Source organism: Magnetococcales bacterium (assembly GCA_015232395.1).
Classification (GTDB): Bacteria; Pseudomonadota; Magnetococcia; order Magnetococcales; family JADFZT01; genus JADFZT01.
This window is the reverse complement of record JADFZT010000082.1, coordinates 1-17,195: the sequence shown is the minus strand read 5'-3', so window position 1 is coordinate 17,195 and position 17,195 is coordinate 1. Positions and strand designations below refer to the sequence as shown.

The following is a 17,195-nucleotide window of genomic DNA, read 5'->3' as shown; positions in this document are numbered from 1 at the left end:
ACCATTCTGGCGTGGAAAAATCGTGTCAAGAAATATCGTGCTGCCACCTCATTTTTTTTGGGGGGGCGAGCAGTTACGTCTATCTTTTGATTTTGTTTTTCCATTACCGATAGAGCCGGACATAGCCGTCATCAATCGTCACCGACGAAATCAAACCCGGAAAATAGTAGTCGAACCATTGGCTGGTGGGCACTTCCAGGCTGTCGCCGATGACCGGGCTTTCTCCCCGGGCCAGAGCTTTGTCCATCTCATCCTGGATCACGGCATTTTCATCCCCCAACGCTTCAACCAGGAAATAGAACGGCGGTTGGGCTCCCCCTCCCTCGAAAAAGGCCAGATCATCTTCATAAAAATAGGCGCGGGCGGAGTTGTAGTAGCCGATCATTTCCGACAGGGTGAAGGTCATGTGGGGCAGCAGATCGGCATCTTCCACTGTCACCGTGACATAGGATTGATCCAGGTCGAAGGAGACCGCTTGATTGGTGTTGTCGATGGTGGGAACGATGGAAAACTCCAGACCGGCGGCATAGGTGGTATCCACATATTCGGTCAAGGCCCCGAAGACATAGATGATGGTGTTGACCGTGCTGGAATCACCCAGGGTCCATTGGCTGGTAAACTCACCATAAATATCGTCGATGGCAGCGATCTTGGCGTTGGCGGTGATACGATCCGGATAGATATCGAGGGTAAACTCCTCCACCACGTCGGTGATGCTGGTGATGGTATCACCCCCCCCCATATCTGAAATTTGTTGATCTGCCTTGCCGATGATCAGGGCTGCAATATCCTCTTCCAGAACGGTGACGCTGCCGGGGGGAGATGTATTCGTCAGGGCCAGCATGATGTCGGCATAGGTCTGCCGGGAGATGCTCAACAGATTGGCAACATCGCTGCCAATATTGTCGGCATCAAAACCGTAGACGGTGATGGTGAAGGTTTCTTCATAGGTGAGTCCGCCGTTGTCGGTCACTTCGATGGTGATGTCGAAAGTACCGTGAACCGGGGCCGGGGTATCCACCACATGGAGTTCGTCATCGACGAGGGTGAAGCGTCCCCCCATGTCGTCCACCAGCGCCCATGTGAAAATTTCCCAATCATCCGGATCGGTAGCGGTCAAGGTGCCCACCAGGGAGTCGGCCCGGTTTTCGTAGAGGATCAAATTATCCAGATCGATGTCGGTGGGGGGTTCGTTGACGTCGTTCAGGGTGATGGTAAAGGTGTCGCTGACGGTCAAACTGCCCGAATCAGTAGCCGTCACCTCCACTTCGTAGCTGAACTGGGTTTCAAAATCCAACGTCTCCCCCACGACAAATTGCAGCACATTGGAAAAGGCATCTACCTGGAACGAGGCGGAATCAGCGCCACCAGTGACAGCAAAGGTGTGGGTATCCGCTACATCAGGATCCACGGCGGTCAAGGTGCCGACATCTTCGGCCAGGGTGAGGGGATTGTAGTCGTCCCATTTTTCATCAATGCTGGTGGCGGAAAGCTCCACTGCGGTGGGGGCGTCGTTGATGTCGGACACAGTGAGCATGAAGGTTTCCGAGGCGGTCAGCTCGGTATCACTCACCGTGACGGTAATGTTGGTGGTGCCGGTCAGATCCGCCTCCGGGGTGATGGTCAGGGTGCGGTTGGCATCGGCTCCGCTGATGACTACGTTGGCATCAAGCACCAGGGTTTGGTTGTCGGAAACCGCCGTGGTGATCAGATCGGTCGCATCGGACTCCAGATCATCCACCGTAAAGGCGATGCCGCTGATGACGGTATCTTCGTCGGTGACCTGGTCGGCAATGGCGGTGATGGTGGGGGCGTCGTTGACGTTGACCACGGTCAGCACAAAACTGTCGCTGACGGTATAGGTGCCATCGTCCGCCGTCACGGTGATGGTGGTGATGCCCACTTGATCGGCTTCGGGGGTGATATCAACGGTTTGATTGTCACCGGTGCCACCAAAGGTGATGTTGGCATCCAGTACCAAAGCGGCATTGCTGGAGGTGCCGGAAAAGGTCAACGTGGTGATGGGGTCATTGGTGGTGGTAAAGCTGATGGGGCCGGTAGCGGTATCCTCATCCGTCGTAAAATCAGCAATATCCGAAATGGTCGGCGGATCGATGACCGGGTTGACGGTGAGGGTGAATGAGTCGGAGCTGGAAGCATCCCCATCGCTCACCGTGACGGTGATGGTGGTCGATCCGTATTGATCGGCCTCCGGAGTGAGGGTCACCGTGCGGTCGGCATCGGCCCCACCGAACACAATCCCGCCAGATGTCACCAGGGTGGCATCCCCGGAGAGGCCGGTCAGAGTCAGGGTGCTGACATCGGAATCCACATCGTCCACCGTAAAGCCGATGGCGTTGGTGGAGGTATCCTCATCGATGGTCTGATCCAGCAGGGTGGAGATGGTGGGGGCGTCGTTGACTGGATCCACCGTCAGGGTAAAAGTATCGCTCACCCAGCTTTCGCCATCGCTGACGGTGATGGTGACATTCGCCGTACCCGACTCATCTGCCGCTGGGGTGAGGGTTAGCACCCGGCTGTTGTCGCTGCCGCTAAAGGTAATGTTGCTGTCGGGTAGTACGGTCTGATCGTCGGAAACCCCGGTCAATATCAGGTCGGCAAGGGCGGTGTCCTGGTCGTCCACGGTAAAGTTGACGGAAACGGCGACATCCTCCACCGTGGATTGATCGGTGATGTCCGACATGGTGGGAGGATCGTTGGTGCCGGTGACGGTCAAGGTGAAGGTGGTGGAGGTGGAGGTGGAACCGTCGCTGACCGTGACCGTGATGGTGGCGGTACCCGATTGGCTGGAGGCGGGCAAAATGTCGATGGTGCGATCCGCCCCGGAGCCACCAAAGGTGAAGGAGGTGTAAGGCACCAGGGTGGCATTATCGGAAATGGCCGTCAGGGTCAGATCATCCGCATCGGTTTCGATATCTCCTACAGTGACGGCAATATCCCCGGTGGCGACATCTTCGACGGTGTTTTTATTGGAGATGTCGGAAATGGTCGGGGCATCGTTAACGGGATTGACCGTCAACACAAAGCTATCCGTCGAAGAGTCAATGCCATCACTGGCGGTGAGGGTGATGGTGGTGGAGCCACTCTGATCGGCGATGGGGGTGATCTCCAGGGTGAAGCTCATGGTTTTGCTGGCGACCGCACTGCCGATTACGATCCCGTCCGGATTTACCAGGGCGGTGTTGGAGGAGACTGCCGAGACGGTAATGTCCCCCTCGTCATTATCAACATCGTCCAGGGTGAGGGTAATGATCCCGGTAGAGGTATCTTCGTTGGTGATCCGATCGATGATCCCGCTCATGACCGGGGCATCGTTCAAGCCATTGACCGTCAGCACAAAGGTATCCGTCGCACTGTCCACACCATCGCTCACCGTCAGCGTAATGGTGGCCGAGCCGGATTCATCCAAAGCGGGGGTGATGACCAGGGTGCGGTTGCCGTCGGAGCCCCCCAGGTCAAAACTGGTGTCGGGGACCAGGGTGGTGTCGTCGGAAGAGGCGGTCAGAGTCAGGTCCGAGGTGGCGGATTCCACATCGCTGATGGTGATGGCGATGGTGCCGGTTGCCTCATCTTCGTTGATGGTCATGTCGCTGACATCACTGATGGTGGGGACATCATTGAACGGCGTTACGGTCAACATGAAGGTGCCACTGGTGGTATCGGTGCCGTCATCCACGGTGATGGTGATGTTGGCAACACCCGACTGGTTGGAAGCCGGGGTGATGGTGATGGTGCGGTTGCCGTCGGAGCCACCGAGAACGAGATTGGCGTCAGGTACGACGATTTGATTGTCGGAACTGGCGGTCACCAGCAACTGACTGGTCGCGGTTTCGACATCGTCGATGGTGAAAGCCAGGGCGCTGGTGGCGGTATCTTCCGTGGTGGTGGTGTCCAGTGGCACGGTGATCGTGGGCAGATCGTTTTCCGAGGTGATGGTAAAGAGAAAGCTGTCGCTGGCGGTTGAGGTGCCGTCGCTCACCGTCACCGTGATCAAAATCTGTCCGTTCTGATCGTCTGCCGGGGTGATGGTCATCGTCCGATCCGCACCCGACCCTCCGAAAACGATATTGTCAGTCGGCACAATGGTGGTGTCCGAGGAGACCGCACTCAGGGTCAGATCGTCCACCGGGGTCTCTTCATCCCCCACGGTAATGGCGATATCGGTCACAGGGGTATCTTCCACCGTGGTTTGGTCAGCGATATCATTGATGGTGGGCAGGACGTTGTCGGTGCCGACCTCCAGGGTAAAAGTGGTCGATGTCTGATCGGTGCCGTCATCCACGGTGACGGTAATGATGGCGGTGCCCACCTCACCGGAGGCCGGGGTGATGGTAATCGTCCGGCTGGATCCGGAGCCCCCCAGCACCAGATTGGCATCGGGGGCGACCGTCTGATTGTCGGAAGTGGCGGTCACCACCAAAGAGTCGGCATCGGTCTCCACATCATCCACATTAAAGCCGATGTCGTCGGTGACGGTATCCTGGTCGGTGGATTGATTGGGAATCTCTGAAATAATGGGCACATCGTTGACTGCCGTGACGGTCAGCTCAAAGGTATCGGTGGCGGTGGAGTTGCCGTCGCTGACGGTAATGGTGATGGTGACCGTGCCGGATTGGTCGCTGGCCGGGGTGACCGTTACTTCCCGGTTGGCCCCAATGCCGGTGAAGACGATATTGGCCTGCTGCACCAGGCTTGTGTCGCTGGAGTTGCCGTAGAGCGTCAGGGTGGTTACGTCACTCTCGACATCATCAATGGTAAAAGCCAAAGGCCCTGCAGCGGTATCCTCATCAACGGTCTGATCGGCAATGTCCGAAATGGTCGGGGGATCGTCCACGGCGGTGACGGTAACGGTAAAATCGTCGCTGGCGGTGAGGCTGCCGTCGCTGACGGTAACCGTGACGGTGACGATGCCGGTCTGGTCACCATCAGGCAGCACGTTGATGGTGCGGCTGCCGTCGGTTCCCCCCAGGGTGATGTTGCCATCGGGGAGCAGGGTCTGGTTGTTGGAAACAGCGGTAACCGTGAGGCTGCTGGCGGCGGTTTCGTTATCATCAATGGTGAAGAGAATATCCCCGGTAGCAGTATCCTCCTCGGTGGTCACATTGCCGATATCAGAAATGGTGGGGGCATCGTTCACATCCCCAACCGTCAGCACAAAACTATCGGATATCGTGTCTTCCCCGTCGCTCACCGTCACGGTAATGGTCACTGTGCCGGTCTGATCCGGCATGGGGGTGATGGTGACCGTTCGGTTCGAGCCGTTGCCGCCGAAGACAATATTATCCACCGGCACCAATACCAGATCATCGGAAGCGGCGGAAAGCGTCAAGAGTCCCGACTGGGTCTCCACATCACTGATGGTGAAGGCGAGGGCGCTGGTGGGGGTCTCCTCGTCGGTGGATTGATCGGCGATATCGGAGATGGTGGGGATATCGTTGATGGAGTTGACGGTGAAGAGAAACGTATCGCTGCTCTGATCGGTGCCGTCATCCACCGTCACGGTGATGGTCGCCGTACCGTTTTCGTCCGCCACCGGGGTGAGGGTCAGGGTGCGGTTTTCGTCGCTGCCCCCCAGGGCGATGTTGAGGTCCGGCAGGAGGGTCGCGTTATCTGACGTGGCGGTGACAGTCAGGCTCGCAGCATCGGTTTCGATATCACTGACGCTGAAGGGGATGGCGTCGCTGACCGTATCTTCATCGATGGAGAGGTTGAGGATATCGGAGATCACCGGTGGGTCGTTGATGCCGGTCACCGTGACGAGAAAGCTCTCCTCAACGGTGTCGGTGCCGTCGGTGACATAGATCGTAATGGTCGCAGAACCTTCCTGATCAGCCGCTGGCGTTACCGTCACTTCCCAATCCGCCCCGGAGCCGGTGAAGACGATATTTTCCAGGGGAATCAGGGTGGTGTCATCGCTGGCACCACTCACCACCAGATGTTCCGGTTCGCTCTCGGTATCACCAATGGTGAAGGCCAGGGGATCGGTGGCGCTCTCCTCATAGATCACCTGATCGTCTATTTCGGTGATGGTGGGGGCATCGTTGGTCGGGGTGACCGTGAGGGTAAAGGTGGTGCTGGCGCTTTCGAAGCCATCATCGACGGTGAGGGTGATTTCGACGTTGCCGGTTTGATCCGCCAGGGGGGTTAGGGTAATCGTCCGGCTTTCGCCGTTGCCAGCCAGGGTGATGTTGGCGTTGGGCACCAGGGTCGCATCGGCGGAACTGGCTGAAATCAATAGATCATCCGCATCGGTTTCAGCATCGGACACGGTAAAGGGGATCGCCTCGGAGGGGGTATCCTCTTCGGTGGTGACGTTGGGGATGTCGGAAATGATCGGTGGGTCGTTGATGCCGGTCACCGTCACCGTAAAAGTATCGGTGCTTGTCATCTCGCCATCACTGATGGTCACGGTGATGGTGGCCGTACCCGTGGCATCCGCCAGGGGTGTCACCGTCACGGTGCGATCCGTACCACTGCCGTCAAAGACGATATTTTCCACCGGTACCAGTCCGGCATTATCTGTAGCGGCACTCAGCGTCAACGTGTCTGCATCGCTCTCCACATCGGCCACCGTAAAGCTGATTGCGTCAGTAGCGGTATCCTCTTCGATGGTTTGATCGGGAATGTCGGAGAGGGTGGGGAGGTCGTTGATGGCGGTGACCGTCAGGGTAAAGCTGGTGGAGATATCATACACCCCATCGCTCACCGTGAGGGTGACGGTGGTGATACCATTTTCATCCCCAGCCGGGGTCATGGTGACGGTGCGGCTGGCCCCATTGCCCCCCAGGGTGATGTTGTCGTCCGGCAGCAGGGCGGTGTTGCTGGAAGCGGCTGTAACGATCAGCTCCGAGGATTGGGTTTCGGCATCGTCCACCGTGAAGGGAATGGCGCTGGTGGCGCTATCTTCATCGATGGTGAGATCGTTCACATCGGAGATGGTCGGGGGGGCGTTGTCGCCGCTATAGACTGTCAGGGTGAAGGATTCACTGACGGAAGCCTCGCCGTCGCTGACGGTGAGGGTGACGGTGGCGGTGCCGACTTCATCGGTGGCTGGGGTCAGGGTGATGGTGCGATTCTCCCCGGAGCCCCCCAGGGAAATATTGGCGCTGGGCAGCAGGGTGGTATTGCCGGAAAGCACTTGCAAGGTCAACGCTGACGGATCGGTCTCGGCATCGTCGATGGTAAAGGCGATGGCATCCGTGGCGGTATTTTGGGGGGTGGTCTGGTCGTCGATGGTGGAGATGGTGGGGGCGGTATTGTCTCCCCCCACGGTGAGGGTAAAGCTGTCGCTGGCGCTCGATTCCCCATCACTCACGGTAATGGTGATGGTGGCACTACCGGTCTGGTTGTTGGCCGGAGTGATGGTCACGGAGCGGTTTTCCCCGGAGCCGCCAAAGGAAATATTGGATTCTGGCACCAGGGTGGTATTGTCGGAGCTGCCACTCACGGTTAAATCACTGGCGGCGGTTTCCAGATCGCTGACCGTGAAAGAGATCGCGCTGGTCGCGGTGTTTTCCGGTATGGATTGGTTGGGAATGTCGGAAATTTCCGGTGGGGCGTTGGCCTCACCCACGGTGAGCACGAAGGATTCACTCGCCGACAACTCCCCATCGCTGACAATAATGATGATGGTCACGTTGCCCGACTGCCCATCAACCGGGGTGAGGGTGATGGTGCGGTTTTCCCCGGAGCCCCCCAGGACCACATTATCGCTCGGCACCAGGGCGGCATTGTTGGTGGTGATCTCCAGGGTCAGATCATCGGCATCGGTTTCGGCATCGCTGATGGTAAAGGCGATGGCACCGGTGGCGGTAGACTCATCGGTCTGCTGATTGGCGATGGTGGAGATGGTGGGGGCGGTGTTGTCCGGCTGGGTGACGGAGAGGGTAAAGGTTTCGCTGCTGCTGGCGACCCCGTCGCTTACGGTGATGGTGATAACAGCATTGCCGGTCTGATCCGCAGCCGGGGTCAGGGTGACGGTGCGATCTTCTCCGGAGCCCGCCAGCACGATATTATCATCCGGCACCAGGGTGGTGTTGTTGGAGTTGGCGGTGACGACCAGATCATCGGCAGCGGTCTCGACATCGCTGACAGTAAAGGCAATGGCATCCGTGCTGGTGTTGACGCTGATCGCCTGATTGATGATCGTCGAGATGGTGGGCCAGTTGTTGTCGCCACCGATGGTAAACACAAAGGAGCCGCTGCTGCTCTCTTCGCCGTCGCTGACGGTAATGGTGATGGTGGCTGTTCCCTCCACACCGCTCGTCGGGGTGATGGTCACCGTGCGATCCGTGCCGGAGCCGCCAAAAATAATATTGCCCACCGGCACCAGGCTGGTGTCGCTGGAAGAAGCTGAGAGTGTCAGTTCAGAGGGGTCGGTTTCGATATCATCGACGTTGAAGGCGATGGCGCTGGACGGGGTGCTCTCGGGCGTCGCCTGATTGCTCAAGCCCGAAATGGTCGGGGCATCGTTGACCGCCGTGATGGTGATGGCCACCTGGTCGCTGGCGGTGAGGGCTTCACCGCTGCCGCTGTAGCCCTGGTCGGAAATGTCTATATTCAGGGTATCCGAGCCGAAATAGTTTTCCTCAGGTTGATAAATGAGACCATCGAGGGCGCTGTTGGCGTCAGCAAGGGCGGCGGTAAAGCTGATGGCGCTATCGGTTTTGGCACTGGAAAAACTCAGGCCACTGGTGGTAGAGAGGGTCAGCTCCCCTTGGCTGACAGAGAGGGAGACCAAAAGTTCTCCATCCCCCACGTCCGGGTCACTCAGGGCGATCCCTGAAATAACCAGCCCCCCTTCGGCATCTTCCAACATGGTTTGACTGCCAGCCGAGGAGATGGATGGGGCTTCGTTGACGTTGTTGAGATTGATGGTGAGCTGGGCCTGATCGCTCTCGCTGGGGGAGCCGTCATCCGCTACCTCCACGGTGAGGGCAAAGGAGGGGTTGGTCTCATAGTCCAGTGCTGAACCATCGATGACGCTCAACTCACCGGTGTTGGCATCGATGGCAAAGACATCGTTGGCTGTGAGGGAAAAAGTGAGGGTGTCATCGTCCGGATCTTCGGCCACCACCTGGGGCGAAAGGGTCGTGCCGGTGGCGCTGTTTTCGTCGATCTCAAAGGATTGATTGGTGATTTCCGGGGCATTGTTGGTAGTGGTAAATCCCCCGCCAGTATTGCTGATGATCAGATCGTCGAGATAATCATCCACCAGCTCTTCGATATCTTCTTCATCCGGGAGGGGGTTGAGCAGGGAGTCGATGTATATATCATCCAACTCCTCATCCACCGGCTCCAGCTCCTCTTCGATCAGCTCCTCGTCGGCCTCTCCCTGGTCATCATCGTCATCCCGGCGATCCCGCTCTTGGGTTTCGTCGATCTCTTCCAGATCTTCATCGTCCGCCTGATCCGCGTCTGTTTCCGGATCGGGGGTGGCATCGATATCAAACTGTTCCCACAGGTCGTCGACATCTTCACGGGCCTCCAGGTCAGCCACGATGGCCTCTTCCAGGTCATCCACATCCAGCTGGGTGGTGGCTTCGGTTTCGATCTCCACCTGAATCCGGTCGCTCAGGATATCGATCGCCTCATCCACCGTGTTGCCTTCATCCATGAGCACGGAGATTTCGTTGGTGAGATCGTCCAGGGTGCCCATAACCCGCTCGATGGCTTCATCGATTTGATCTTCGGTGAGATTTTCGCTGATCAGCTGGCTGATGTCGGTCTCAAGGGTGAGTTCCATCTCCTTGACGGTGTTGGTGAGTTCCAGCAGTCGGGTGGATTCTTCTTCGGTGGGCTCTTCAATCGCCTCCAGGGTTTCGATCTCTTCCTGGAGGGTCAAAACCTGTAAGGCCAGCTTGAGCTGCTCTTCGATGTCGTCCAGGGCTTCCTCTTCCAGGATTTTTTCGGCCTCATCGATCACCTTTTGGAGGATTTCGGAATAGTTTTCAATCTGTTCGCTGGTCTCATCGGTTTTTTCGATGAGATCTCTTTCTTCCAACAATTCCGCCAGTTTTGCGGCAATTTTGCTCTTGTCCTCGTCACTTAGATTGATCACCAGGGTGTTTTCATAGGCGGTGATCAGCTGTTCCAGGGTGGCGAGTTTTTCGGAGAGGATGCCCTGATTTTCGTTGGCAATCAGGCGGAAATATTCGCTGATGGAGACGGTCTCCCGGGTGTCGGAGCTGCCCCCACCGCCGGAAGCTCCGTCGCCACCGGAAGCGCCTCCGCCACCGGAAGTGCCTGAATCATCAGAGGAATCATCCTGTGATACGGCTGATTTTCGCAGTTTGAAGAGCAGTTCCGCTTCCAGGGTGATCACTTCGCTCACCCGGGTACGATGGCCCTCACCCCCGGCCAGGAAGGTGTAGCCTTCGGTGCCCCGCACCCCCAGAGTGGCGATGGGGGTGACCACCTGGAAGGGGTGGCCTTTGAGTTTGGCCAACTTGCCGGAGATAAACCGCAACACCCCCCGGGTGAGTTCCGTCAAGCCCCGACCGGTGCGATTTTTGGAGGAGTAGGCGTAGTCGCGGATGAAATAGTCGCTTTTTTCCCCCAGGGCGATGATGGCATTGTCCCGCATCTGGATGATGAGGCGGGCTCTCAAGCCGGTGGTGATTTTGTCATCCTGGAAGATGGGGGAGCCCAGACTCAGAAGCCGTTTGACGCTTTTGAACTCGGCCACGGCGAGTCCCCGGAACTGATTGACCCGACCGACCAGATGGCGGGTTTCCCGGGGGGGGCGTGTTTTGCGGGTTTTGGACCAGGGGGTGAAACCCTCTTTTTTGACCGCCTGGGTTTCGTTGGTGGGGGGATCCCAAAGGAGCAGAGCCCCACCTGCGGCAAGGATTCCTACCAGCAACAGGATGGGAATCATCCATTTGTTCTGGAAGAGTTTGCGCATGAGTGGGGCTCCCCCGGGAAACCGTTAATAAGGTGTCATGTGATGGTTGTCGTACTCTCTCTCATCCCTCAGCCCATCATGATACCCGATTGAGTGGAAATTTGTCCTCTTTTTCCTGAAAGTCCTTTTTTGCCAAGCCCGATCAGTAGGATTCGATGGTGGCGTGGAGGCCGGTCTGGCTGTTGATGCGGGAGAGGGCCATCTGGGCTTCGTCCTGGCTGCCATAGGGGCCGGAGCGGACCATCATATATTCCAAGCCGCCGAGAAATTTCGGTTCCCGGTAGGCAGGCACCCCGGCATCGGTCACCCGGCGGAAGATATCATCCGCGTTGTCAGACTCCCGATAGCTCCCCAGATCCACAAAAAAGCGTCCGGGCGGGGGCGGGGGGCTCGCTGACGCGGGCAGGGTCATGGGGTTTTGGACCATCATGCTGTTTTGGGGGATGGCCGCCTGGGCCATCAGGCTGTTTTGGGGCATGGCGGCAACGGGCACTGGATTCATGGAGACCGCAGCAGGGGCCATGGGTTGCATCTGCATCGCCATCTGTGGGGCCATCATGGCGCCACCAGGCATGGGGCTGGCCATCTGTCCCTGGGCCATGGGATACATGGCGGCAGGTTGGGCAGCCATTTGGCCATAACCTGGGGCTGGCATGGCCATCTGTTGGGGCATGGCCATCTGTTGAGGCACCGCTCGGATGACATGACCCATCGGGGTACGACCCATCTGGGCTGCCTGGGGAGCCTGAGTGGGGGCGGCCATCTGCACCACTTGCACCCCCTGGGGCGCTGCCCGGGCTGCTGGATTGTGGGTAAAGTCCAGATAGGAACTCCCGGGGGTGACCCCTGCCATGGGAGCGGCTGGTGTCTGCATGGCATGTCCCATCGATTCCAGGGATTCCGGCTCCCGGGGTTCGGTGGCGGCAGCGGTTGGCGTGGTGGGCTCCACCACCCCGTCAGATTGGCTGACATCATCCATCAAGGGCACTTCCCGGGCAGCCTCATCCATCGACGGCAAATCTTCGGTCATGGAGGTGAGGTGGTCCTGGGTCTGGGCTTGGCGGCGTTCCGGCCTTCCCCAGGAGGAGCGATTATCCTGGGCCATCTCCCGGGGGCGGCCATGGGTCATCACCACCGGGCGGAGAAAAACCACCAGTTCAGTTTTGGTGACGGTATCGTCCCGATAGCCGAAGAGTTTATCCAGCACCGGCATGTTGCTGAGTCCGGGAATGCCGGTCTTGTTTTTTTCCACCTTGTCCTGCATCAACCCACCCAGCACCGCCACCTGACCGCTGTGGATCCGCATCATGGTTTCCATCTCCTTGACCTGGATCTCGGGGATCTGGTTGACGATGGATTCGGTGATGGAGGTTTGGGCGTTGCCCGCTACGAGTGCGGGGTTGGGATCGGTTTTCCAGGCGCTGATCCGGGAGATGGTGGGTCGGACGTTCAAGCTGACGATATCGTTGGAGCCGATATGGGGCGTGACCGACATCACCAAGCCTACGGGCACGGTGTGGATTCGGGTGTTGAAGGTGGCGATGTTGGGCTGATCCTGGGCCTCGGAGGTGTCGGTGGCCTGGGAGCTGGCTTCCAGGGTGAAGAAGACCGTATTTTCAACCACCTTCAAGAGAGCTGCCTGGTTGTTCAGGGCCATGATTTTGGGGCTTGAGAGCACCTTGGTGTTGCCGAAGGTTTCCAGGGCCTTGATGGTGGCGGTGATGGCGCCGTTGTTGCCACCGGTAGAGGCGGTCAGGGTAAATACCTCAGAGAGAGCCTGGGACGTGCCGTCGGTGGTATAGGTGTTGTTGGCAAAGCTGCTGAGAGCACCCGCGGCGGTGTTGGCCATGTTGTCCACAAAGCCACCCGAAAAAATTCCAGAGGCAGCCAGGCCTGCGGCATCACTGTAAACCTGCGCCCAGTCGACCCCTTCCTGGAAGCGATCAGAGAGTTCCACCTCCACGACGGTGGATTCAATCAAAACCTGGCGATGGACATTTTCCAGGGCGTTGTCCAACAGGGATTTGATCCGCTCGTGCTGCCGGGCGGTAGCAAAGATTGAGATCATGCCCGCTTCCGGGTTGGCCGTGACAATGGAAGGCTCCACCTGCTGAACGAACACACCCGCTTCCAGCCCCCCATTCATCCCGGCATTGGGCATGTTGACTCCGGGCATGTTTTCATCCATGCGCACCGGTTCGGCGGGCACCGTGGCGATGATGGATTGGACGTTTTGGATCAAGCTGTTCCAAAATTTATTGGTGGAGCTGGTGGTGAGAACGGTGTTGGAGAGATTGTTTTGATCAGAGGAGATGCTATCCCCGGTCAGGGTGCCGATGGAGCCGGTGGAGAGCTGGGTGGAGACTTTGTTGGCGCTGGTGACCTCCCGGGAAATATTGACATAGTCCACCTGATAGATCTTCAGGTAGGGGCGGTCCGGGGAGACGATGATGGTTTCTCCCTCGATTTCATAACGCAGGTCCACCTGCTTGGCCACCCGGTCGAGAATCTGTGCCAGGGACTGGTCGATGGCGCTCAGGGTGACCCGTCCGGAGATGCCGGGATAGACGTCGATGTTCATGTTGGCGTCCCGGGCGAGGGCAAAGAGCAGATCCCTGACCGGCATGTCGGTGACGGTGATGGTGTAGACCTCCCCCTCTTCACCGGCTCGGCTGGCCAGCTCCGGAATGGGCAGAATGCCGCCACCCGCACTGGAGGAGATGATCGGCTCCCGCACCGGGGGATAGGTGGGACGCAGAATATGATCCTTGGAGGATTTGATCGGCGTGGGTTGGCAGCCAACGAGGAGAGATCCCACAATCAGGACCAGAGCGGTAAAACCGGAAAAGCGTGACCGCCCCCTTGCGTGATGGGTGGGCGTTGTCCCTTGGGAGTGCTTGGGTGTATTCAGCCTCATGTTCGTATACTCGCTTGTTTTATCGTTGGTTGCCGACCTTCGGAGGTCGAAGCCTTTGATATCTTGATCACCCTACTGGTCCTGCCTGTTTCAATCCTGCCATTTTTCTGAATAAACGTGTCGCTCCCCATTGAAGAGCAAACATTGGGCCAAACACTGAAATGGCGTGTTGTCTGAATTATATTCCTGAAACAGGTCGTTTTTGCCCCACTTCCCGTCACCATCAGGGCAGAGTTTACCGGGGGTGGCGGCATTTTTTTCGGGATTTGGGGCGTTCAGATGGTTGAGAGCAAAATGTTGGCCAAAAAAGAGGGAGCAGATAGGGAAGAGGTGGGTGACGGGGGAGGTGAGCGGGTGGCGCTGGATTTTTTGAACAAGCTGGAAAACGGTTTTTTCAGCCCCAGGGGGTGGTGGGCTGTCCCAGGGTTTGGTAGAGAATCTGGAGAAAATGGCTCCGGGGGATCTCTTCCGCGCCCAAACTGAGGAGGTGGGGGGTGGTCATCTGGCAGTCGATGAGGGCGTAGCCCATCTCCTGGAGGCGCTGAACCAGGCTGACAAAGGCCACTTTGGAGGCGTCCCGTTGGAGATAAAACATCGACTCCCCAAAAAAGGTCCCCCCCAGCGCCACCCCATAGACTCCCCCCACCAGCTCCAGCCTTTTTTCGGCTGAATTGTTTTTTTCTGAACCACCCTCTTCTGGCTCTTCCTCAACAGCCCGCCACGCTTCCACTGAATGGGCATGACCCAACTTGTGGAGGCGGGTGTAGGCTGCCATCATTTCTTCGGTGATCCAGGTGCCGGATGTTTCCCGCACTTTGGCGCAGGCGCGCATCACCTGGGGAAAGGCTTGGTTGAAGGTGATCTTGAATTTTTTTTGACGCAGGGTTTTTTTCAGGGAGCGGGAGATGTGCAGCCGGTTTGGCAGCAGCACCAAGCGGGGATCCGGGCTCCACCAGAGAATGGGATCTCCATCGGAATACCAGGGAAAAATCCCCTCCTGGTAACCCGCTATCAGCCGCTCAGGGGAGAGATCCCCACCAACAGCCAGCAGACCATTCTCTTCCGCCAGCACCGGTGGTGGAAAGATGGGGTCAGGAGAGAGGCGAAAAACGGGCATGCTGGATTTTTGGGTTACACCGGATCATGGGTTGGTGGAGGCCTTTACAAAGCGGTGAAAACATAGATAGGATTTAATTTTTTTTGCCCAAGCCCTCATGGGTTCCGTACTGGCTGGTTAGCGGGAGGGTGGCCCGGGTACGGTTTTCATTGCTCTCAAGCTTTTGGTTGCTCTCCAGAGGAAAGGGTTATCCTGATCATCCATGAGCGGGCATTATCATAGTCCCATAGCCACCAAGGCGGCAAACCCTGAAAAAGCGATTATTGCCGCGCTACTGCTGATTTTTGTCGCCATTTTTTTTGTCCTGCCTGCTTTGGGGTTTTTTCTACCATCGGTCACCGAGCAGCTGTTCAACCCCACCCCCCTCTCCGCCACCGGTTCACGGACCAACTTTGCCACCTTTTTTATCGCCATCACCCTGGAGGCAGCCCCTTATATGGTGCTGGGGGCATTTATTTCGGCATTGATCGAATTTTTCATCCCCCCCGGGTTGCTTCCCCGCATCGCCAAGCGGTTGGGCTGGTTGGGGATTCCGGTGGTGGTTTTGATGGCACCGATCTTTCCCATCTGCGAGTGTGGCGTGGTGGTGGTGGGGCGGCGGCTTTTGGCCAAGGGGTTGCCGCTGCCCCATACCATCGCCTACCTCCTGGCAGCGCCTGTTTTTAACCCGGTGGTGCTGACCAGCACCTGGCTCGCCTTTTTTCGGGAACCCCTCTATCCCCTTATGCGGGGGGCGGGCGGGGTGTTGGTGGCGGTGGTGGCGGGTTTGATTATTTGGGGTCTGAAACCCAAAGAAGTCCTGGTTCCAGGGGCGTTGCCTGTTGATTCAGGAGGGGGTAGGGGTCCGAACACGCCCCATCACGCAGCAGGTCACCAAGGGGCGGCGGTGGGTCATGCCCACAACACCGGAGATGGGGGAAGCCATCACCGGGACGACCGTAACCCGGGGCGGGGATTGGGCCGGATTTTGGCTCAGGTGCGAGGAGATTTTCTCGACATGAGCCTCTTTTTCCTCATGGGCGTTTTTCTCGCCAGCGCGCTCAAAACCCTGGTGGCGTGGGAATATCTGGTTCAGGCTGGAGATGACCCGGTGCTGGGGCCCGCTTCAATGATGGTCGCCGCCTTCGTCATGTCTCTCTGTTCTGAAGCGGACGCTTTTGTCGCTGCCAGTTTTGTCGAATTCGACATGTTTGCCCACACCGCTTTTTTGGTGTTGGGACCGATGCTGGACATCAAACTGCTGCTGATGTACCGGACCCTTTTTAAAACGCGTTTTATCGTCCAATTCAGTGTTCTCGTCATCTTGCTGGTGAGCGTCTATATCACCATACTTCAGTTCCTTCCGGAATCGGCCTTTGAACTTTTTGACACCTTTCCGAAAGATCTGCTGTGAAGAGTGGGCGTTTCAATCTTCCCGTCAGACCCGGTCGGCTTCTCCTTGCCTGGCTTCGGCACCCCCCCTGGTCGGGCATTCAACTTTTTGCCTGGCTGCTTTTTTTTGGTCTCACAATCTACCGAAAAGCGGATTTGCTGTATCTGGCGGATACCCAACGGTGGATTCTCTGGGGGGGTGGGGGATTGTTGGGGGTGGCCTTTTTGGCGGGACTTCTCTTCCCTGAGCCCGGGTGTGGCTGTCATTCGGAGGAGGTGGGGAGCGACTGGTGGCGTCAGCTCCTGGAAAGCGCCGGTCATTTCGTCCCTTTGATGTTACTGCTGCTGTTGGGCAATGTTTCCCTGACCCTGACCGGTGGGGCGGGGGCGACATCTTCCATCCGCATTCTCATGCCCCAGGAGCAGGTGGCGTTACCTGATCTGGCCTCAGTGCCGCCTGGTGAATATCTCCCCGTGACCCTGATTGATCTCTATGTCGGGGAACATTATGACGACGATGCCCCGGTGGAGCTGGTGGGTAGGCTGTTGCCGTTGCCTGAGTCGGAAAGGGCACAATATCAAGGAATCATGGCAGGAAAGGTTCCGGAAATCATCCTCTACCGCTATGCCATGGCTTGCTGTGCGGCGGATGCCAGTCCGGTTCCTGCTGTTCTTTTGGAGGTGGAGCCTCACACTCTGGAGCCCCATGCCTGGGTGCATATTCAGGGGCGGACCACCCTCTTTAGGGAATCCCCAAAGCTCCTCGCCATTCGGGTGGAATCCATGACCTGAGTTTCTGGCGGGTGGGCACATTTGAGCCTATCGAAAAATCAAATCCTAAAGAAAACGACATGTTACGGTAC

The 17,195-nt window shown here is 57.7% G+C and carries 5 protein-coding genes; 2 read left to right on the top strand and 3 right to left on the bottom strand.

Annotation, left to right across the window (positions count from 1 at the left end):
• Positions 1–103: 103 nt before the first annotated feature.
• From HQL52_17105 to HQL52_17095, 3 genes are all read right to left on the bottom strand, one after another.
• Complete coding sequence (locus HQL52_17105; protein MBF0371170.1) at positions 104–10,927, bottom strand: tandem-95 repeat protein; 10,824 nt, start codon at positions 10,925–10,927, stop codon at positions 104–106.
• 142 nt (positions 10,928–11,069) lie between these two features.
• On the bottom strand, positions 11,070–13,844 hold the full coding sequence (gene mshL, locus HQL52_17100) for a pilus (MSHA type) biogenesis protein MshL (GenBank protein ID MBF0371169.1): 2,775 nt from the start codon (positions 13,842–13,844) through the stop codon (positions 11,070–11,072).
• Between the two features lie 394 nt (positions 13,845–14,238).
• Entirely contained in the window at positions 14,239–14,961 is a 723-nt protein-coding gene (locus HQL52_17095; GenBank protein ID MBF0371168.1) for a leucyl/phenylalanyl-tRNA--protein transferase, read from the bottom strand.
• A gap of 202 nt (positions 14,962–15,163) precedes the next feature.
• On the opposite strand from HQL52_17095, the gene HQL52_17090 reads away from it, so the two are divergent.
• Together HQL52_17090 and HQL52_17085 are read left to right on the top strand one after the other, a co-directional pair.
• Positions 15,164–16,354, top strand: coding sequence for a permease (locus HQL52_17090; protein ID MBF0371167.1), 1,191 nt, complete (start codon positions 15,164–15,166; stop codon positions 16,352–16,354).
• Positions 16,351–17,124, top strand: coding sequence for a hypothetical protein (locus HQL52_17085; GenBank protein ID MBF0371166.1), 774 nt, complete (start codon positions 16,351–16,353; stop codon positions 17,122–17,124). The genes HQL52_17090 and HQL52_17085 overlap by 4 nt, the downstream gene beginning before the upstream one ends.
• Positions 17,125–17,195: the final 71 nt, after the last annotated feature.

Coding starts and splice junctions, on each gene's coding strand:
- HQL52_17095 (MBF0371168.1), bottom strand. CDS start 14,961: ATGCCCGTTTTTCGCCTCTCTCCTGACCCCATCTTTCCACCACCGGTG.
- HQL52_17105 (MBF0371170.1), bottom strand. CDS start 10,927: ATGCGCAAACTCTTCCAGAACAAATGGATGATTCCCATCCTGTTGCTG.
- HQL52_17090 (MBF0371167.1), top strand. CDS start 15,164: ATGAGCGGGCATTATCATAGTCCCATAGCCACCAAGGCGGCAAACCCT.
- mshL (MBF0371169.1), bottom strand. CDS start 13,844: ATGAGGCTGAATACACCCAAGCACTCCCAAGGGACAACGCCCACCCAT.